An 18,802-nucleotide genomic window follows, 5' to 3' on the forward strand; every position below is an offset into this window, starting at 1 on the left:
CAGCCGGTCGAGCCAGCTCAGGACTCATCCTCGGCGAACCCTGCGACCACGTCGCGCAGGGCACCGAGCTGGGCCGCGACGGCGTCGCGGCGCTTCTTCATCCGCTCCACCTCGGCACGCACCGCGGCGAGCTCGCGCTCGGCCTCGGAGACGCCACTGGCCGAGATGGACTCCGCCTGGGTCTTCGCCGACGCCACAGTCTGCTCGGCCTCACGGCGAGCACGGCTGAGCAGGCCCTCGGCCTCGCTCTGAGCCTGCTGCCGGTGGGCATTGGCCTGTGCGGTCGCCTCTCGGGCTCGCTGCTCGGCCGCGGCGGCACGCTCCTCGGCCTCCTGGACCAGTCTCTGGGTCTCGGTCGTGGCGCTGGCGTGGTAGTCGGTCGCCTCGCGGGCCAGTCGCTCCTTCTCCACGGCCAGCGTGCGGCGGGCCTCCTGGACCTCGCGATCGGCGGCGGCACGTGCCTGCTCCGCCTCGCGCTTGGCGGTCGTCAGGAGCTCGTTGGTCTCCTGCTGGGCAGCCAGACGCAGCTGGTCGGCCTCGCGCTTGGCGGCCGCCACCATGTCTCCTGCCTCGCCCCGGGCGAGGGTGCGCTCCTGCTCGGCGTCGGCGGTCGCGCGGCTGCGCATCTCCGCGAGCTCCTGCAGCTGCACCAGGCGGATGTCATCGGCCTCGTGGGCGGCTTCGGCGCGGACCGCCTTGGCGTCGTTGTTGGCCAGCGCGCGGATGTCCTCGGCGTCACGCGCCGCGGCGGCGCGCACGTCGGCGGCCTCATCCTCGGCGAGCTTGAGCATCGAGGTGGCGCGGCCTCCCAGACCGGCATAGGAGGGGTTCTTGTTCTCCTCGAGATCGGCACGCAGACTGGTCATCTCGGCCTCGAGGTCGAGGACGCGCTGCTCCGAGGCGCTCAGGCTGCTGCTGAGACCGGACTTCTCCGTGGTGAGCTGGGACAGTCGCTGGTCGACGGCCGCCTTGTCGTAGCCCCCGCGGCGCACCACGGGAAGTGGCTGCACGGGCGCGGGGCTGGCGCCGGCGGGCGAGGAGTATGAGGGGCGCGACGGTGTGGTGGGCGCGGCAGGGGTCGACATCTGGCGAGGCGCGGGACTGGCGACAGGCGCAGGCGGCTGGGTGGCGATCGACTGGGTGGGCGCCGCGTGCGTCGGCACCGGCTCGACGTCGGCCGGCTCCACGTCCTGGGGCTCGACGTCCTCGGGCGGACTGACGGGCACGCCTGTGGGCGTCGGCGCAGGGCTCGATCCGGTCGACTGCTGCTCGCTGGACCGCGGCGTCCGGGACCGCGACGAGGTGGACTTGGGGACGGGCGGCACCGTGGGGATCACCTGGGTCTTGGTGCTGTCGGGAGCCGGCGGGTCTGCGGCGGCTGGCGTCGAGGTGGAGTCGGTCGACGAGGCCTCGGCGTCGAGGTCGGGATCGGACTCCGGCTCCTCGTCGAAGATGGACAGGCCCTGGTCGCTGCTCATGGTGGAGCCCCACTCTCTGCGTCGTGCGGTGGTCGTGCGTTGGTCTGCAGGCCAGTCTGTATGACGGCCGCGAACAAACACACCCCGGCTCGCGGTCGAACCGCGAGCCGGGGTGTGAATGCACTGGTTCAGACTCCGCGGAACCTGTTGATGGCGTCCTCGTGCTTGGCCCGCATCTCGGGGTTGCGGACGCCGAGACCCTCTTCGGGAGCCAGGCAGAGCACCCCGACCTTGCCCTGATGGGCGTTCTTGTGGACGTCCAGGGTGGCCTGGCCGACCTCGTCGAGGGTGTACGTCTTGGACAGGGTCGGGTGGATCTTGCCCTGGGCGATCAGGCGGTTGGCCTCCCACGACTCGCGGTAGTTGGCGAAGTGCGAGGAGATGATGCGCTTGAGGTTCATCCACAGGTAGCGGTTGTCGTACTCGTGCATGTAGCCGCTGGTGGAGGCGCAGGTGGTGATGACGCCGCCCTTGCGGGTCACGAACACGGACGCGCCGAAGGTCTCCCGACCGGGGTGCTCGAAGACGATGTCGATGTCCTCGCCGCCGGTCAGCTCGCGGATCTTGGCGCCGAAGCGCTTCCACTCCTTGGGGTCCTGCTGGGTGTTCTCGTCGTTCCAGAACTTGTAGGCCTCTTCGGAGCGGTTGATGATGAGCTCGGCGCCCATGCTGCGGGCGATGGCTGCCTTCTCCTCGTTGGAGACCACGCAGATCGGGGTCCCGCCGCCGTTGAGGACGTACTGCGTCGCGAAGCCACCGAGACCGCCGGAGGCGCCCCAGACCAGGACGTTGTCGCCCTGCTTCATGTTGCCGCCGTTGGCGCTGACCAGCTGGCGGTAGGCGGTGGCGTTGACCAGGCCGGGCGCGGCGGCCTCCTCCCAGGTGAGGTGATCGGGCTTGGGCATGAGCTGGTTGGACTTGACCAGGGCGATGTGCGCCAGGCCGCCGAAGTTGGTCTCGAAGCCCCAGATCCGCTGCTCGGTGTCGAGCATCGAGTCGTTGTGACCGTCCGGGCCCTCGAGCTCGACCGAGAGGCAATGGGCGACGACCTCGTCACCGGGCTTCCACGCGTTGACCCCGAGGCCGGTCTTGAGCACGACCCCGGACAGGTCGGAGCCGACGATGTGGTGCGGCAGGTCGTGTCGCTTGGTCAGCTCGGAGACGCGGCCGTAGCGCTCGAGGAAGCCGAAGGTGGAGACGGGCTCGAAGATCGAGGTCCACACGGTGTTGTAGTTGATGGCCGAGGCCATCACGGCGACGTAGGCCTCGCCCGGGCCGAGCTCGGGCAGGGCCACGTCGCCGATGTGCAGCGACTTGCGCGGGTCCTTCTCCTTGGTGCTCAGACCCTCGAACATGTCCACGTCGTCCTTCGAGACGTAGGCAGCGCGGTAGTGGTCGGGCAGCTCGAGGTTGGCGAAGTCGTCAGAAGTGGCGGTGCCGCTCTGGATGGCGTCGAGGATGTTCTGCACGTGTGTCTCCTGGTGAGGCAGCGGTGTGTCGCGATCGAGGGTCAACTTACCGGTGAGTAACCGCGCGTGGGGCAGGGTGTGACCTACTTCCCACCACGATGTCACTGGGTCTCAGTGGGTCTCAGTGGCCGGCTCCACCAGCTCCACGAGCACTCCGCCGGCGTCCTTGGGGTGGATGAAGTTGATCCTGCTGCCGGAGGTGCCGCGCTTGGGTGCGTCGTACAGCAGGCGCACGCCGCGCTCACGCAGGACCCGAGAGACCGCCTCGACGTCGGTGACGCGGTAGGCCAGCTGCTGCATGCCCGGTCCGGAGCGCTGGATGAACTTGGCGATCGTGGACTCCTCGTTGAGCGGCGCGAGCAGCTGGATGTGCGAGCCGGACTCACCGACGGCCAGCATCGCCTCGCGCACGCCTTGCTCCTCGTTGGTCTCCTCGTGCGCGACCTGGAGGCCGAAGGTGTCGCGGTAGTACGCGATGGCCTCGTCCAGGTCCGCGACGGCGATGCCGACGTGGTCGATGGCGGTGAAGAGGTGGGGAGGGATCTCGACTGGGCTCATGGGGACATGGTGGCCGAGCGGATGGCCGGGGACCACGTACGAGCAGGTGAGACATGCCACACCGCGGCCGCCGAGCCCCAGCGGTATCGTCCACAGGAGATCTCGACCGGAAACCCCTGGAGGCAACACTCATGTCCACTTCTGTCATCGTCGCCGGCGCACGGACGCCGATCGGTCGCCTCCTGGGCGGGCTCAAGGACCAGAGCGCGGCCGACCTCGGCGGCGTCGCCATCGCTGGTGCCCTGGCGAAGGCCGGTGTCTCGGGCGACCAGGTCGACTACGTCATCATGGGGCAGGTCATCCAGGCCGGGGCGGGACAGATCACGGCCCGCCAAGCCGCGGTCAAGGGCGGGATCCCGATGACGGTCCCGTCGATCACCATCAACAAGGTCTGTCTCTCGGGCATCAATGCGATCGCCATGGCCGACCAGTTGATCCGCGCCGGTGAGCACGAAGTGATCGTGGCTGGCGGGATGGAGTCCATGACCATGGCGCCTCACCTGCTGCTGAAGAGCCGTGAGGGCTTCAAGTACGGCGACACCGGGCTGGTCGACTCCATGGCCTACGACGCCCTCTTCGACCAGTTCACCGACCAGGCCATGATCAGCCTGACCGATGGGCACAACGAGGCCGGCCAGCAGCTCACCCGCGAGGAGCAGGACTCCTTCGCCGCCCAGTCCCACCAGCGTGCGGCGCTCGCCTGGAAGAACGGCGTCTTCGACGACGAGGTCGTCCCGGTCACCATCACCTCACGCAAGGGCGACATCACCGTCAGCCAGGACGAGGGCATCCGCGCCGACACCACGGCGGAGTCCTTGTCCGGCCTCCGCCCGGTCGCCAAGGGCGGCACCATCACGGCTGGTTCCGCCTCGCAGATCTCCGACGGCGCCTGTGCCGTGGTCGTGATGAGCAAGACCAAGGCAGAGGAGCTCGGTCTCACCTGGCTCGCCGAGATCGGAGCCTCGGGCCAGGTCGCCGGCCCGGACTCGACCCTCCAGCTCCAGCCTGCCAACGCGATCGCCCAGGCAGTCGAGAAGGAGGGCATCGAGATCTCCGACATCGACCTCTTCGAGCTCAACGAGGCCTTCGCGGCCGTCGGCATCGAGTCGGCCCGCCAGCTCGGCGTGTCGGAGGACAAGGTCAACGTCAACGGCGGAGCGATCGCGCTCGGACACCCGGTGGGGATGTCCGGCGCCCGGATCGTCCTGCACCTCGCCCTCGAGCTCAAGCGTCGCGGTGGCGGCACCGGAGCTGCGGCCCTGTGCGGCGGCGGCGGTCAGGGCGACGCGTTGATCATCCGGGTCCCCCAGGCGTGAGCCACGGCTCCACCCCTGTCGTCTCGAGCGGGGGCCGTCGCCGGACCACGGCGTCGGTCCCCGATCTCGTCTCCCGAGCACGCGGGGGTGACGCCCGGGCCGTGGCGCGACTGATCTCGCTCGTCGAGGACGGGTCGCCGCTGTTGCGTCAGGTGATGGCCGCACTGGCACCGCACGCCGGGCATGCCCACGTCGTCGGGATCACCGGCTCGCCCGGGGTCGGCAAGTCGACCTCCACGAACGCACTCGTCGCCGAGCTGCGTCGTGCCGGCAAGCGCGTCGGCGTGCTCGCGGTGGACCCGTCCTCGCCGTTCTCCGGGGGCGCGCTGCTCGGCGACCGCGTCCGCATGCAGGACCACGCGCTGGACCCCGACGTGTACATCCGCTCCATGGCCTCCCGCGGGCACCTGGGCGGACTCGCGTGGACCACGCCGCAGGCACTGCGGGTGCTCGATGCCGCGGGGTGCGACGTCATCCTGGTCGAGACCGTCGGCGTGGGGCAGAGCGAGGTCGAGATCGCCGGGCTGGCGGACACCACGCTGGTCCTGCTCGCGCCGGGGATGGGCGACGGCATCCAGGCCGCGAAGGCCGGGATCCTGGAGATCGGCGACCTCTATGTCGTCAACAAGGCCGACCGCGACGGCGCCGACCAGGTCCGTCGTGATCTTCGGTCGATGCTGGCCCTGGCCGAACGTCGCGAGGGTGCGTGGCGACCACCGATCGTCGCGACGATCGCCGCCCAGAGCCAGGGCCTCGATGAGGTGGTGGCCGAGATCGACCGACACTTCTCCTGGCTCACGGAGTCCGGCGAGCTCGCCAGGCGGCGTACGCGCCGTGCCCGCGACGAGATCGAGGCGATCGCCGTGGCGGCGCTGCGTGCCCAGTGGGGTGACGTGCACGGCCACTCGGAGCTCGACGCCCTGGCCGAGTCCGTCGCGTCCGGTGAGTCCGACCCCTACACCGCAGCAGACGTGCTGCTGTCCACCGCACAAGGCGGCTAGACCACTTCTGGCGTTCTGCCTCGGACGGCTGACGAACCACCTAGATTTGGGGGACCATGCGGACCCCCCCTCCAGCAATCTCCCTGTTCCTCGGCGCCCTCGTGGCGACCATGACGCCGGCCGTCGTCGCCAGCACCGTGGTGTCGAGCTCGGCAGCCACCATCCAGGTGTCCACGGTGGCATCGTCAGGCACGCAGCTCCCGAGCGCCGGCCGCTCCCGCGGGGCTTCGCTGTCGACGAGCCCGGGCACCTACGTCGGCGGTCAGGCGATCACCTTCACGGGCAGCCTCGGGGTCTCCGGCGTACGCCGCATCGGCCTCCAGCTCCACATGAACCGGCCCGGCGACAAGTGGTTCGCCGTGCGGGGCTTCTCCGGCAAGACGTCCGCCGACGGCAGCTTCCGCTTCGACTTCCAGGCTCCCGCCATGTTCGGGATCCGCTACCGGGTCAAGGCCAGCGGGGTCGTCACGCCGCCGGTGACCTTCAACGCGAAGGCGCAGGACCTCACGATGTGGGTGGCTGGTGAGGATCCCTCGCGCGAGTCAGACCCCGGCCAGCCCGTGGCCGGCGTCCCCTTCACGATCGCTGTCGACACCACCCCGTCGCTGTTCCGCCGCCCTGAGACCATTGGTCTGCCGGTCTTCGAAGGGCGCGGCCTCACGTTGCAGCGGCGCCTGAGTGGCGACACCTGGGAGACGCTGGGCAGGTCCACCGTCGGCGCCGACGGTCTCGGCTACTTCCCCGGCGTGACTGCTCCCGCAGGGTCGGTCGTCTACCGGGTCGTCCAGGACGAGATCAGCTCCGGCGCCAACCGGATCGGCTGGATGCAGACCTTCCCCACCTATGTCACCGTGCTCGACCAGACGGCCAGCCGCAGCGGCACCAGCGCAGAGCCAGTGGCCCCGGGCTCGACCCCCCGGGCAGGCCTGAGCGGGACAGACTTCCGCCGCGCGTCGTCCGGAGCCTCCGCCACAGCAGCCAGCAAGTACGGGTGGTACCCCACGCTGTGGGACTACAGCTGGGAGGCAGGGCAGTCGCTCACCAGTCCGGCCGACGTCGGCTCGGACCGGAACGGCTGGTGGCAGGAGTATGCCGACGGAGCCGGGCGGGTCAGTCGGCAGAACGGCGGCCTCTACCTCGACAGCCAGCGCAACAACGGCGGCGGACCCGGCGACTTCGGCACCACGCGCGCGACGCTGCGAGACAGCGCGCTCGCCTACGGCCGGTGGGAGACGAGGATCAGGCTCAAGAGCGCGGAGTCGAACGCAGCGGACTTCAACGTGATGGTCGAGCTGGTGCCGGAGCGGCCCGAGGACTATGCCTGCGGGCGCCGCAACATCACTCTGGCGGAGGTCAACCCGACCAGTGGCACGATGCGCTTCGGCGTCAAGGCCGACGACCGGCAGTGGTCGGGCACCCGGAGCATTCCCAGCCTCATCCACACCTCGCCGGCGGTCGCCGTCGAGGTCGCGAAGGGACACGTCACGTGGTTCTGGGACGCACAGCCGATCGGGACCGTGAGGAGCCGCGCGGCGGTCTCCGACGTGCCGATGACGCTGCGCTTCAGCCTCGTCGGGGACCAGACCACCGAGTACAACCAGACCGGGCTCGTCTCGGACTGGCAGCGCGGCTTCGCGCTGGGGCGGGGCAAGCAGGTCGCCAACGGTCCGCGACTGACCTCGAGCGCGTTGACCACCTGTGAGTGATGAGCCCCGCGCGCCTACGACCGGAGCGCTCCGAGTGCTGGTAGGAATGGGCCGTCCTGGTTCCGCCCTGCCCCGAGGAGAAGCTCTGATGAACGCAAGGAAAGCCTTCCTCGTGCTCCTCGTCGTGTTCCTGGGCTTCTGGATGTTCACGGACCCTGACGGGTTGGCCGCCGCCGCCACGGCCGGTGCGGACCAGACCTGGAGCCTCACCCAACAGCTCTTCACCGCGATCATCGATTTCGTCGGTGCCCTGTCGTGAGGCTCTGTCTCGGGGGCGTGTCACGAGGTCCTGACGTGAGGCCTGCGGGGCGGTCGTGAGCGGCGTCTTCGACCCCGGCATCAGGCGTCACCTGTTGCGCGAAGAGGGCGAGGTCATCGTGGACGAGGTCCGGCACCACTGGATCGTCTACGTCCGCCCGGTCGCCGAGGTGCTGCTGGCGCTGGCGTTGCTCGTCGCGGTGCCGTTCGTCGACATGGACCTGGCCTGGTTCCCCTTCGCGCTCGCGCTGCTGATCGTGACCCACGCCGCGTGGCGGGCGCTGAGCGAGCACATGGACCGCTTCGTCATCACCAACATGCGCGTCTTCCGCGTCCACGGCGTGCTCTCCCAGCAGCTCGCCACGATGCCCCTGTCACGGATCCTCGACATCACCGTGATGAAGCCGCTGCACGGCCGGGTCCTGGGGTTCGGTCACTTCGTCTTCGAGTCCGCTGCCCAGGAGCAGGGCCTGCGCGACATCCGCTTCGTGGGATGCCCCGATGATCGTGACCTGGCCATCCAGAGGGTCGTCCAGCGCTCGGGCCTGCGCGGCCCACGCGTCGCCAACTGAGTCGACCGGTCTCCAGTCATCGGGTCCTGGGCATGGACGAGCGGCTCGTGGAGCTGGTGCTGCGGGCGGTCGACCTGATCCCGCCGGGTCGCGTTGCGGCGTACGGCGACCTCGGGCGCATCGTCGGGATCGGCCCGCGCCAGGTGGGTGCCGTGATGAGCCGGCACGGCGACGGCTCGACGTGGTGGCGGGTGACGGATGCCGCCGGGAACTTCGCGCCGGATCTGCTCGAGCGGGCGCGTCCGCACTGGCTCGAGGAGGGGATCGGGATCAAGGTCAGTGGGCGGGGGTGTCGGATCGAGGACCACCGCGTCGACCTCGACCTGCTGGCGAGGCAGTGGAGGGCGGCCGTCGCGGACTTGGGCCCGGGTGAGGGTGACTAGGGCTCCTCGTCCTCCACGAGCAGATGGACGTTGATGGGATCGACGAGCTCCGCGTGGTCGGTCCGGACCGCCGCGAAGGTCCACAGCTTGTTGATCACGAAGGAGAGTGGCGTGACGACCGCGATGACGACCAGCTGGCCCCAGTAGAGGCGGGTGCGCAGGCCGCTCGTGTCGTCGAGGACCGACGTCGGCAGGCTGAGCGCCGAGTCTGGGTGCAGCAGTGCGGTCAGCAGGGTGAGGCCGATGACCTGACCGGCCAGACCGACCGCCAGGAAGGGCCAGTACTCCTTCCACCACCGCGCGTGCCCTGCACTGCGGAAGGTCCAGCTGCGGTTGAGCTGGAAGTTCCAGAGGTTGGCGACGAAGAACGCAGTCGTCGAGTAGACGTGGTACCAACGCAGGTTGAGGTCGCTGAGGGGCAGGCCGATGACTGCTTCGTCGAAGCCGGGGCCGAGCCGCTTGACCACGATCAGCGTGACGAGGTTGACCAGCACGCCCGACAGGCCCACGGCGCCGAACCGTGCGAGCAGCACCACGTTGTGCCGGTGTCGGGCGACGAGGCGGCTGGCAGGCACCGGGAGAGGCTACCGGCGAGATGCCGCAGGGGGTCATTCGCCCCGTCGGGGTCCGACACGGAACAATGGCGGTATGACGCAGCAACCGTTCTCCCGTCCCGGTGCCATCGACCTCTCAGCGCTGAAGCGGCCGGCCCAGCCTCCGCTGGGCGCTCCCGGAGCCGCCCGAGGCTCATCGCCGGCGGCTCCGAGCGCGGGCCACTCGGCATACTCGCTCGACGTCACCGAGGCGAACTTCCAGCAGGTCCTGGAGTCCTCGATGACCGCGCCGGTCCTGCTCGTCTTCTACTCCCGGACGCGCATGCCCGAGAGCGGCGACCTGGCAGACGACATGGCCGCGGTGTCGGGTGAGTTCGAGGGGCGTTACCTGGTCGGGCTGGTCGACATCGACGCGGCTCCCCAGATCGCCCAGGCGATGCAGATCCCGACGATCCCCCTCGTGGTGGCGGTGGTCGACGGTCGGCCCATGCCGCTCATGCAGGACGTGGTGCCCATCGAGGAGCTCCGCACGGCCCTGACGCAGGTTGGCCAGCAGCTCACGGCCCAGGGCATCACTGGTCGCCACCAGCCGCGGGGCACGGCGCCGGTGGACGGCGAGGAGCCCGAGGTCGATCCGCGGTATGCCGCAGCGCAGGACGCGCTGGGGGAGGGCAACATCGATCTCGCCGTCGCGGAATACCAGAAGCTCGTCGACGCCAACCCCGCCGACACGGAGGCCGCGGCCGGCCTGGCGATGGCGAAGGTCCTCCAGCGGACCCAGGGAGTCGACCTCAACGCGGCGCGGGCTGCCGCAGCCGAGGCTCCTGACGACGTCGACGCCCAGGCCATGGTGGCCGACCTGGATCTCCTCGGCGGCCACGTCGACGACGCCTTCAACCGTCTGATCTCACTGGTGGCCCGCACCAGCGACGCCGAGCGGACCAAGGCGCGCGACCACCTGCTCGGACTCTTCGCCGCTGTCGGCAACGACGACGAGCGGGTGCTCGCCGGGCGTCGCAACCTCGCCTCGGCGCTGTTCTGACCCGATCCCGCCGGGAGACCTGCTACCCGGCCCAGTGCTCGCGGAGGGCTGCGGTGACCCGCACGTCGTCCTGGACGCGGTGGCCCGCGCCTTCGAGGGTGAGGTGGCGCGCCCCGAGGGCCACGAGTGACGCGGCTGTCTGCTCATAGAGCGGGCTCCCCCCCGCGGTGACGACCAGTGTCCTGATCGGCAGACCCGGCTCCGCGCGCAGCCCGACGTCCCACGGTGGGCTCAGCGCGCGGAGGCGGGCGACGCTCTCCTCCAGCTCGTCGTCGGGCAGGTCGCGAGGCTCGAAACCCATGCCGGCCGCGAACCGGCGGAAGAACTCGCGCGCCGAGACCGAGGGGTCGTCCGCGACCGCAAAGACGGGCGTCATCGCCGTGACGTGCTCCTCGACGGCCGGCATCCCGCGCGCCAGGTCGAAGCACGCCGGCTCGAGCAGGGAGAGGGACCGCACCATCGAGGGCTCGAGCTGAGCGGCCAACACGGCAGCGTTCGCGCCGTACGAGTGCGCGACCAGATGTCCGCCTCCTGTCGCGCGCAGCCGGTCGAGCGCACGGCCAGCGTCCCTACTGACATCGTCGGCGACACCCTCGCGCGGCAGGAAGAACCACCCGGCGTCTGCCGCCTCGGCCTGCTGCGGCCAGGCGTCGGCACCAGCTGAACCCGCTCCATGGATGAACACGACGTGTGGGCTCACCAGGTGAATGGTGCCGCACGTGGTCAAGCCGAGGGCAGTCCCTCCGACAGGACGGCCGCAGCCATGGCACGTCGAGCGACACATCGCCCCGGCAGCGTGTGCCAGTAGTAGGGGAACGTCATCAGGGCAATGGCCAACGCCCACCCCATCGAGCGGAGGCGTGCACCCTCATCCGCGTCGAGCGCATCGAAGAACACCTCGCGACCTGGGGCGTCGAGGACCTCCCAGGCGACGGCCAGGTCCACCGTCTCGTCGCCGACGCCGAGCCCGCCGAAGTCGAGGACCGCAGCCAGCCGGCCGTCGCGGACAAGGAGGTTCTCGGCGAAGAGGTCGCCGTGGTACCACCCAGTCGAACTCTCGCGGTCCGCCTCGGAGGCGAGGGCGAGATCCCAGACGGCGAGGGCGCGGTCGAGGTCGAGGTCGAGGCCTGCGAGGCCCCGGCAGTCATCGATCCACTCCCGGAAGTCGTCGTCGAGCTCCGACAAGGTGCCCCCGCGGTACCACCGCAGGGCCGGGTCGTCCTCGGCACCGCACGGCACCTCGAGGGCGCCGAGCTCACGAACGACCTCTGCCAGGTCGAGCGCCAGCTCGTGCGAGGAGCAGCCGGTCGAGGAGCTCCACGGGACCGAGGGCGGCTGCCCGTCGATCCAGCGCGTCACCGACCACGTCTCCGGGTAGTCCACGTCCGGGGCGCCGACGCCCACGACTTCAGGGACGGGGACGGAGAGCGCGGCAGCCATCCTCGGCAGCCATGTGGCCTCCTTCTCGATCGATCCGGACCCGCCGGGCTGGCGCGGCAGCCGCACCAACAGCTCGTCGCCCAGCCGGAACATCGCGTTGGAGGACCCGGACGTAGCCAACGGCGCCAGTCCCAGGTCGGCGTACTGGGGAAAGGAACGCTTCACCAGGCGACGCACGAGGTGCAGGTCAATGGCCAGCTCGTCGTCATGCACGCGCGGCACCCTAGCGGCCGGAGCCCAAGGCCTTCACGACGGCTCGTACGGCGGGGGAGTCGGCCATCGACGTGCGGTGCAGGACCGCGATCTCGCGCGTGGGGACGGGCCGGTGCGCCTCCACTGCGACCACGTCGTCGCCCAGCGGTGACCGACCCAGTCGGGGGATGAGGGCGATGCCCAGCCCTGCTGCGACGAGCGCGAGGTGGGAGTCGAAGTCCATGGCCACGTGAGCGATCCGGGGCGCGTGCCCGGTGCCGTCGTACATCCGCAGCAGCCACTGGCGGCAGATCGTCCCCTCGGGAGTGGCCACCCAGTCCTCGTCCACGAGATCTGTCGGCGAGACGCGGCTGCTACCTGAGAGTCGGTGACCCATGGGCACGATCACGTCTGCGACGTCACGGGCGATCTGCACGGCCGAGAGGTGATCGGGCAGGTGCAGAGGCACGTCGCCCCAGCTGTGCACGATGCCGAGGTCCTGCTGCCCCGTCGCCACGAGATCGACGGTGTCCCACGGCTCGCGCTCGGTCAGGGTGAGCTCCAGGTCGTGGTGCTGGTCGAGGAGACTACGGACGACGGGAGCCACCAGGCCCCGCATCGCGGTCGAGAAGGCGGCGATCCGCAGCCGGCCCGCCACGCGGTCGGTGTCGCGGTGCAGGCCGGACTCGAGTCGCTCGAGGTCGCCCAGCAGCCGCGACCCGTCCTCGACGAGCCGACGGCCGTGGGCGGTCAACATCACCCCGCGACCCACTCGCTCGAGCAGCGCGACGCCGGCCTGCTTCTCGAGGCGCTTGACCTGCTGGGAGATCGCGCTCGGGGTGAAGCCGAGGGCGTCGGCAGCGCTGGTCACCGAACCGTGGGTGTCGACGGCGCGGAGGCTGGTGAGGGCCACGAGATCGATCATGAAGCAACGCTACCTGATCAGCTGCATGAATCGTCGCTGGTGCTTCACGGTCATGCCGCCCACACTTGGGTTGGTGAGCACCCGTGACTCCCTCCTCGCCGCCCTTGTCGCCACCATCTGGGGGATCAACTTCGTCGTCATCGACTGGGGGATGGCCGGGGTTCCGCCCCTGCTCTTCGCGGCGATCCGCTTCACCGCCGTCGTTGTCCCGGCGATCTTCTTCATCGCGCGGCCCGATGCTCCGTGGCGCAGCATCCTGGCCGTCGGCGCCTTCATGTCGCTCGGGCAGTTCGGCTTCCTGTACGTCGCCATGTCGGCCGGCATGCCGCCGGGGCTCGCCGCCCTCGTGCTCCAGGCGCAGGTCGTCTTCACCATCGTGATCGCCGCCGGGGCGCTGAAGGAGGTGCCGACCCGGGCCCAGGCAGCGGGGGTGGCGCTCGGCGTCGTCGGACTCGTCATCGTCGGTGTGGGTCGCGGCGGGCACGTGCCACTGGCGGCCCTGGGGTTGTGCCTGCTCGGTGCCCTGTCGTGGGGGATCGGCAACGTCGTGGCGCGTGCAGCGCGGGTGCCCGGCGGTCTGTCGCTGACCGTGTGGTCGGCCGTCGTCGTGCCGGTGCCGCTGGTGGCGCTGTCCCTGGTGATCGACGGCCCGGCAGCCGTGGCGGCGGCACTCACCGGCTTCTCCTGGCCGGCAGCCATCTCGACGCTCTACACCGCCGGACTCGCCTCACTGGTCGGCTACGGCATCTTCAACAGCCTGCTCGCCCGTTGGCCCTCCAGTGCCGTGGTCCCGTGGGTCCTCCTTGCCCCCGTCGTCGCCATGGGCTCGGCCTGGTTGATCCTCGACCAGCGCCCCAACGCCGCCGAGCTGGGCGGGGGCGCGCTCTTGCTCGTCGGTGTGCTGATCGCGCTGCGTCCGCCCCGCGGCGTACTGCCTCTGCGCTCACCTGGGCCCGTCGAGGTGTCGGAGGCAGCGCGGGTGCGCTGAACTTCCACTCGTAGGAGTGGAACTACGACGGGTGCCCGCCAGGATCGGAGGTCCTGGCGCGCGTCAGCCGAGAGCCGCGCGACCTGCCTCCAACCGGGCCACCGGGACCCGGAACGGCGAGCAGGACACATAGTCCAGCCCGACCTCGTCGAAGAAGTGGATCGAGGCGGGGTCGCCGCCGTGCTCGCCGCAGACGCCGAGATGGAGGTCAGGGTTGACCTCCCGGCCGGCGGTGACGGCGCGGCGTACCAGGTCGCCCACGCCGTCCAGGTCGAGGGACTCGAACGGCGAGACCGGGAAGACGCCCTGCTCGAGGTAGGTGCTGAAGAAGGACGCCTCGACGTCGTCGCGCGAGAACCCCCACGTCATCTGCGTCAGGTCGTTGGTGCCGAAGGAGAAGAACTCGGCCGACCCGGCGATCTCGCCGGCGGTCAGCGCCGCCCGCGGCAGCTCGATCATGGTGCCGATCTTGTGCGGCACCTTCTGTCCCAGCTCTGCCTCCACCTCCAGCGCGACCTCCTGGATCCGGCCCCTGACCAGATCGAGCTCCCGGACGCTGGCGACCAGCGGGATCATGATCTCCGGCTCGGCACGACCGCCGCCTCGGATGCACTCGGCCGCCGCCTCGAGGATCGCTCGGGCCTGCATGGTGAACAGGCCGGGGATGACGATGCCGAGGCGTACGCCGCGCAGGCCCAGCATCGGATTGGACTCGTGCATCCGCTGCACCGCGGCCAGCAGCTTGCGCTCGCGCTTCTTGCGGTGGCCACGGACGTCCGCGACGGCCATCGCCACGCTCAGCTCGGTGATGTCGGGCAGGAACTCGTGCAGCGGGGGGTCGATCAGCCGGATCGTGACCGGCAGGCCGTCCATGGCCGCGAAGACCTTCAGGAAGTCCTGGCGCTGGAGGGGCAACAGCTCGTCGAGCGCGACCTTCTGCCCCTCCTCGCCCTCGGCGACGATGAGGTTCTCGACGAGCTGGCGGCGCTCGCCGAGGAACATGTGCTCGGTACGGCACAGGCCGATGCCCTCCGCGCCGAACCGCCGGGCTCGCGCCGCGTCGTCGGCCGTGTCGGCGTTGGTGCGCACGCGCATGCGTCGGGTGGCGTCGGCGTGCTCCATGAGTCGGGCGACAGCCTCGACGACCGGATGGTCGACCTCCGTGCCCTCGAAGTGGCGCACGACGTGCGAGGCGACCACAGGCACCTCGCCGTCGAAGACCTCTCCCGTCGAGCCGTCGATCGAGATGATGTCTCCCTCGACGATCGTCTTGCCACCCCGCACCCTGAACTCCCCGGCACGGGTGTCGACGTCGAGTGCTTCGGCGCCGCAGACGCACGTGCGGCCCATGCCGCGCGCGACCACAGCGGCGTGGGACGTCTTGCCACCGCGGCTGGTCAGGACTCCCTTGGCGACCATCATCCCGTGCAGGTCGTCGGGGGTCGTCTCCTTGCGCACGAGGATGACGTCCTCGCCGTTCTCGGACCATTCGACGGCGGTGGCCCAGTCGAAGACGGCCTTGCCGACGGCAGCACCCGGCGAGGCGTTCATGCCCACCGCAAGCAGGTCCTTGGCGGCCTTGGCATCGAACCGGGGGAACATCAGGTTGGCGAGCTGCTCGCCACTCACACGGCGCAGCGCCTCGTCCATGTCGATCAGGCCTTCGTCAACCATGTGTACGGCGATCCGGAACGCCGCCTCGGGAGTGCGCTTGCCGACCCTGGTCTGCAGCATCCAGAGCTTGCCCTGCTCGACGGTGAACTCGATGTCGCACATGTCGCGGTAGTGGCGTTCGAGGGTGGTCATGATCTCGAGCAGCTCGTCGTGCGAGGACTGGTCGATCTCGCGCATGTCCGCCAATGACACGGTGTTGCGGATCCCCGCGACGACGTCCTCACCCTGCGCGTTCTGCAGGTAGTCGCCGTAGACCCCCTGGTCACCCGAGGCCGGGTCGCGGGTGAAGCAGACGCCCGAACCGCTGGTCATCCCGCGGTTGCCGAAGACCATCGCCTGGATGTTCACCGCGGTGCCGAGGTCTTCGGGGATGCGCTCCTGACGGCGGTAGAGGACGGCGCGGTCGGTGTTCCAGGAGTCGAAGACGGCCCGGATCGCGCGATCCATCTGCTCGCGCGGGTCCTGCGGGAAGTCGATGCCGGCGTGCTCCCTGATGATGGCCTTGAACGTCTCGATCAGCGCCCTGAGGTCGTCGACGTCGAGGTCGAGGTCGTCGGTGACGCCCTTGGCGTCCTTGGCTCCGTCGAGGGCGTCGGAGAAGTGCTCGCCCTCGATGTCGAGCACGGTGCTGCCGAACATCTGGAGGAGGCGGCGGTAGGAGTCCATCGCGAACCGCTTGTCCTCGCTCTGGCGTGCCAACCCGACGACGGACTCGTCGTTGAGGCCGATGTTGAGGACCGTCTCCATCATCCCGGGCATCGAGAACGCGGCACCAGACCGCACGCTCACCAGTAGCGGGTCGTCCGGGTCGCCGAGCCTGCGGCCCATGTCCTGCTCGAGCTCGGCGAGGTGGTCGCTCACCTCGGCGCCCAGCCCGTCAGGCTCGGTGCCGTGCTCCAGGTAGGCGCGGCAGGCCTCAGTGGTGATGGTGAAGCCCGGCGGCACCGGAAGGCCGAGGTTGCTCATCTCCGCGAGGTTGGCCCCCTTGCCGCCCAGCAAATCCTTCTTGCTCTTGTCCCCATCGGCGAAGTCGTAGACCCAGGTGTTCATCTGAGGCATCTTGCTGCAACTGCGGCGACTTGGGGAGTGCCGACGCGCGGACGACTTGGTTCAGCGGCCCGACTCGGTGTAGCCGGCACCGCCGCGCAGTGCGGCCTCCACCCGTCGGGCGGTGAAGTCCGCCGCCCGGGAGCGGACCTCGTCGAGCGTGCAGAAGGCGACGTCGCGGATCTCGCGCTCCTGCTTCACCACGTGGTCGAGGATCGACTCGGGGTGGGTGCCGCCGTCGAAGACGAGGCAGACGGCGTCGTCCCAGCCGCCCCACGGGGGCAGCCAGTCGGTGAGGAGCAGGTCGCCGACCGAGAGGGTGAGTCCGAGCTCCTCCTCGACCTCGCGGCCGACGGCCAGCCGGGGGGACTCCCCGACCTCGACCACGCCGCCAGGAAGGTCCCAGTCCTGTTTGTAGGTGAGGCGACACATCAGCACGCGGTCCCGGTCGTCGCGGACCAGCAGCTGGCTGATGGCGCGCTTGCGCGGGAGGAACGAGTTGAGCAGGGAGCGAAAGCCCCCGGGGTCGTCCAGCGGTGCATCGGTGGCGAGGCGGGAGTAGACGATGCGGTCCACGGCCTGGTCGTCGACCGACACGCCACGCATCACGCCCTCGCGGTGCATGCCCGACCACGTCGCCATCCGCTGGGCCGCCAGGTCGTCCGGATCGACCCAGGTCTCGACCCGGCCGTGCTCGCGCAGGGCGGCGGCGACCTCTCGGCGTACGTCATCGATCGTGTGCTCGTGGCTCCACGCCAGCCTGGCGATGCCGGCGGCCACGGTCGTCACGTCGATCGACTCGCTCACCCCGCCACCCTAGCGAGCCCCCCTACGTGGCTTCGAGGCGCTGGTCGGGACGTTCGGCCGGACCTCACCGCCAGTCGCGAGGCGCGCTGGCTGCGCGAGGTCCCTGGTTTCGGTCAGACACCATGGGATGTCGACGGATGGGCACTTCCCTCGGTCAATTGACCATGGGAAGTGCTTATTCACCGACATCCCATGGTGAACAGTCAGGCGGGTGAGGGGGCGTGGCTTCGTCTGCCTCAGCTCGCCGCAGCAAACTTCTGTCGGAACCTCTGGGCGGTCTGCGAGGGGCGATCGAAGTCTGACCAGATGAGACGGATCATCCACGACTGGGTCGCTTCTCGAAGCAGGTCCTCGCGCCGCTTCTCCTCGAAAACGGCATCGCCCGGTGTCTGGCCGGGCTTGAGCAGACTGCCGTACTTGACCTTGCCGTCGAACTCGCCGAGTCCTCGATATCTCGGCCAGGCCCAGTCCGTCCGACCTAGGAGTCGACCGTCCGCAAAGACCTCGTACTGCAGTTCAGGTGCGGGAAGGTGCTGGACCCAGAAGAACCAGAGGCCGCGGGACTCGCCGACCGACTCTGACTGACGGGTGCACATGCGCACGGGTATGTGCAGGTGGCGGACTCGCGGCCAATGGGCCATGAGATCGAACTGGTTGGCAATGTCCGCGTCGGTGCACAGCCCGCGGTAGAGCGCGGAGTTGAGGAGGACGAGTGCGCATTCGGGCGTTCCGACTGATCCGGCCTCGAGGGTGCAGCGTGCCGGACCGAGCACGCGCATGCCGTTGACAGTCCCGACCTCTCCTGAAGCAACGAACCCTTCGTGGTGCACGACGTCGCCCTCGATCCTGCCGGCGCCTCCATCGAGGCGCGTCACATGGACCCGGCTCAGGTCCAGCCCCCACACGTCGATGCCGAGGGCCAGGCAGCCGGAGGTGTGGCTGAGTGCGACGTTGTCTCCGTGGGAGTCCAGGACAGCGCGACATCTCATGAGGTGTCGCTCCTCGTCGGTGCTCGTCTGCCAGATGTCGGGGAAGGTGTAGTACCCCCGCCGAATGCGTGTCCACCGGTTGGCGCGCGCCTCACGGGTGATCGCCCGGCCGTCGTACCCGGCCTCCCGAGCGTGCTCGCGGGTGAAGAAGCCGAGCTCGTGGCAGATGGCACGCAACGGATCCATCCCTGGATGGTTCCGCAGTGTTCGGGCGGTCCGCTCGCTTCTGGTACGGCGCCCTGTGAACGACGCCGCGGTGCGAGCTCCTGTGGACAGGTGGTGGTTCGGCCAGCCGTGTCCTCCCGGCGACCCTGCCGGCTTGCCGTGGGGTGGCCGAACACCATGGGATGTCGACGAACGGGCACTTCCCTCGGTCAATTGACCTGGGGGAGTGCCCATTCAC

General features: G+C 69.7%; 18 protein-coding genes. 8 read left to right on the forward strand and 10 right to left on the reverse strand.

What is annotated here, in order from left to right:
• Positions 1-17: 17 nt before the first annotated feature.
• The 3 genes from VNJ48_RS07095 to mce all read right to left on the reverse strand — a co-directional run bounded on the left by VNJ48_RS07095 (position 18) and on the right by mce (position 3,505).
• Positions 18-1,478, reverse strand: a complete 1,461-nt coding sequence (locus VNJ48_RS07095) for a hypothetical protein (protein ID WP_325600512.1) — start codon at positions 1,476-1,478, stop codon at positions 18-20.
• A gap of 128 nt (positions 1,479-1,606) precedes the next feature.
• Complete coding sequence (gene ccrA, locus VNJ48_RS07100; RefSeq protein ID WP_325600514.1) at positions 1,607-2,947, reverse strand: crotonyl-CoA carboxylase/reductase; 1,341 nt, start codon at positions 2,945-2,947, stop codon at positions 1,607-1,609.
• A gap of 111 nt (positions 2,948-3,058) precedes the next feature.
• Entirely contained in the window at positions 3,059-3,505 is a 447-nt protein-coding gene (gene mce, locus VNJ48_RS07105; protein ID WP_325600516.1) for a methylmalonyl-CoA epimerase, read from the reverse strand.
• A gap of 131 nt (positions 3,506-3,636) precedes the next feature.
• On the opposite strand from mce, the gene VNJ48_RS07110 reads away from it, so the two are divergent.
• From VNJ48_RS07110 to VNJ48_RS07135, 6 genes are all read left to right on the forward strand, one after another.
• Entirely contained in the window at positions 3,637-4,821 is a 1,185-nt protein-coding gene (locus VNJ48_RS07110; protein ID WP_325600518.1) for an acetyl-CoA C-acetyltransferase, read from the forward strand.
• Complete coding sequence (gene meaB, locus VNJ48_RS07115; RefSeq protein ID WP_325600520.1) at positions 4,818-5,822, forward strand: methylmalonyl Co-A mutase-associated GTPase MeaB; 1,005 nt, start codon at positions 4,818-4,820, stop codon at positions 5,820-5,822. Before VNJ48_RS07110 ends, meaB begins: the two co-directional genes overlap by 4 nt.
• Before the next feature lie 56 nt (positions 5,823-5,878).
• Positions 5,879-7,528: a hypothetical protein gene (locus tag VNJ48_RS07120; protein ID WP_325600522.1), complete on the forward strand. Its 1,650-nt coding sequence runs from the start codon at positions 5,879-5,881 to the stop codon at positions 7,526-7,528.
• Between the two features lie 88 nt (positions 7,529-7,616).
• Positions 7,617-7,787, forward strand: a complete 171-nt coding sequence (locus VNJ48_RS07125; protein ID WP_325600524.1) for a hypothetical protein — start codon at positions 7,617-7,619, stop codon at positions 7,785-7,787.
• Between the two features lie 55 nt (positions 7,788-7,842).
• Positions 7,843-8,358 carry a PH domain-containing protein gene (locus VNJ48_RS07130; protein ID WP_325600526.1) on the forward strand — a complete coding sequence of 172 codons (516 nt, stop codon included), beginning with the start codon at positions 7,843-7,845 and terminating at the stop codon, positions 8,356-8,358.
• Positions 8,359-8,390: 32 nt separating this feature from the next.
• Positions 8,391-8,741 (forward strand): MGMT family protein, encoded by a 351-nt coding sequence (locus tag VNJ48_RS07135; RefSeq protein ID WP_325600528.1) that lies wholly within the window; start codon positions 8,391-8,393, stop codon positions 8,739-8,741.
• Here VNJ48_RS07135 and VNJ48_RS07140 read toward each other — a convergent pair.
• Positions 8,738-9,316 (reverse strand): GtrA family protein, encoded by a 579-nt coding sequence (locus VNJ48_RS07140; RefSeq protein WP_325600530.1) that lies wholly within the window; start codon positions 9,314-9,316, stop codon positions 8,738-8,740. The genes VNJ48_RS07135 and VNJ48_RS07140 overlap by 4 nt on opposite strands.
• A gap of 73 nt (positions 9,317-9,389) precedes the next feature.
• Between VNJ48_RS07140 and VNJ48_RS07145 the strand changes: the two genes are divergently transcribed.
• Positions 9,390-10,337, forward strand: a complete 948-nt coding sequence (locus VNJ48_RS07145) for a co-chaperone YbbN (RefSeq protein WP_325600532.1) — start codon at positions 9,390-9,392, stop codon at positions 10,335-10,337.
• A 22-nt stretch (positions 10,338-10,359) separates the two neighbouring features.
• On the opposite strand, the gene VNJ48_RS07150 is transcribed toward VNJ48_RS07145, so the two are convergent.
• From VNJ48_RS07150 to VNJ48_RS07160, 3 genes are read right to left on the reverse strand one after another with little or no spacing between them, the layout of a single operon-like run.
• On the reverse strand, positions 10,360-11,037 hold the full coding sequence (locus tag VNJ48_RS07150) for an alpha/beta hydrolase (protein ID WP_325600534.1): 678 nt from the start codon (positions 11,035-11,037) through the stop codon (positions 10,360-10,362).
• Between the two features lie 23 nt (positions 11,038-11,060).
• On the reverse strand, positions 11,061-11,990 hold the full coding sequence (locus tag VNJ48_RS07155) for a phosphotransferase (protein WP_325600536.1): 930 nt from the start codon (positions 11,988-11,990) through the stop codon (positions 11,061-11,063).
• Between the two features lie 10 nt (positions 11,991-12,000).
• Positions 12,001-12,894, reverse strand: coding sequence for a LysR family transcriptional regulator (locus VNJ48_RS07160; RefSeq protein WP_325600538.1), 894 nt, complete (start codon positions 12,892-12,894; stop codon positions 12,001-12,003).
• Between the two features lie 73 nt (positions 12,895-12,967).
• Here VNJ48_RS07160 and VNJ48_RS07165 point away from each other — a divergent pair, with 73 nt between their 5' ends.
• The gene (locus tag VNJ48_RS07165; protein WP_325600540.1) at positions 12,968-13,882 is read left to right on the forward strand and encodes an EamA family transporter; all 915 of its coding nucleotides are present in this window, start codon (positions 12,968-12,970) and stop codon (positions 13,880-13,882) included.
• Positions 13,883-13,945: 63 nt separating this feature from the next.
• On the opposite strand, the gene ppdK is transcribed toward VNJ48_RS07165, so the two are convergent.
• The 3 genes from ppdK to VNJ48_RS07180 form a co-directional block, all read right to left on the reverse strand.
• Positions 13,946-16,606, reverse strand: coding sequence for a pyruvate, phosphate dikinase (gene ppdK, locus VNJ48_RS07170; protein WP_414689923.1), 2,661 nt, complete (start codon positions 16,604-16,606; stop codon positions 13,946-13,948).
• Positions 16,607-16,666: 60 nt separating this feature from the next.
• Complete coding sequence (locus VNJ48_RS07175; RefSeq protein ID WP_325600544.1) at positions 16,667-17,410, reverse strand: NUDIX hydrolase; 744 nt, start codon at positions 17,408-17,410, stop codon at positions 16,667-16,669.
• A gap of 236 nt (positions 17,411-17,646) precedes the next feature.
• Entirely contained in the window at positions 17,647-18,585 is a 939-nt protein-coding gene (locus VNJ48_RS07180) for a type IV toxin-antitoxin system AbiEi family antitoxin domain-containing protein (protein ID WP_325600546.1), read from the reverse strand.
• Positions 18,586-18,802: the final 217 nt, after the last annotated feature.

This window comes from Nocardioides sp. (assembly GCF_035576065.1).
Classification (GTDB): domain Bacteria; phylum Actinomycetota; class Actinomycetes; order Propionibacteriales; family Nocardioidaceae; genus Nocardioides.

Bases quoted from the DNA above. Each gene is read 5' to 3' on its own strand.
- ppdK (WP_414689923.1), bottom strand. From the start codon at position 16,606: ATGAACACCTGGGTCTACGACTTCGCCGATGGGGACAAGAGCAAGAAG.
- VNJ48_RS07160 (WP_325600538.1), bottom strand. From the start codon at position 12,894: ATGATCGATCTCGTGGCCCTCACCAGCCTCCGCGCCGTCGACACCCAC.
- VNJ48_RS07110 (WP_325600518.1), top strand. From the start codon at position 3,637: ATGTCCACTTCTGTCATCGTCGCCGGCGCACGGACGCCGATCGGTCGC.
- VNJ48_RS07145 (WP_325600532.1), top strand. From the start codon at position 9,390: ATGACGCAGCAACCGTTCTCCCGTCCCGGTGCCATCGACCTCTCAGCG.
- VNJ48_RS07135 (WP_325600528.1), top strand. From the start codon at position 8,391: ATGGACGAGCGGCTCGTGGAGCTGGTGCTGCGGGCGGTCGACCTGATC.
- mce (WP_325600516.1), bottom strand. From the start codon at position 3,505: ATGAGCCCAGTCGAGATCCCTCCCCACCTCTTCACCGCCATCGACCAC.
- VNJ48_RS07125 (WP_325600524.1), top strand. From the start codon at position 7,617: ATGAACGCAAGGAAAGCCTTCCTCGTGCTCCTCGTCGTGTTCCTGGGC.
- VNJ48_RS07180 (WP_325600546.1), bottom strand. From the start codon at position 18,585: ATGGATCCGTTGCGTGCCATCTGCCACGAGCTCGGCTTCTTCACCCGC.
- VNJ48_RS07095 (WP_325600512.1), bottom strand. From the start codon at position 1,478: ATGAGCAGCGACCAGGGCCTGTCCATCTTCGACGAGGAGCCGGAGTCC.
- VNJ48_RS07120 (WP_325600522.1), top strand. From the start codon at position 5,879: ATGCGGACCCCCCCTCCAGCAATCTCCCTGTTCCTCGGCGCCCTCGTG.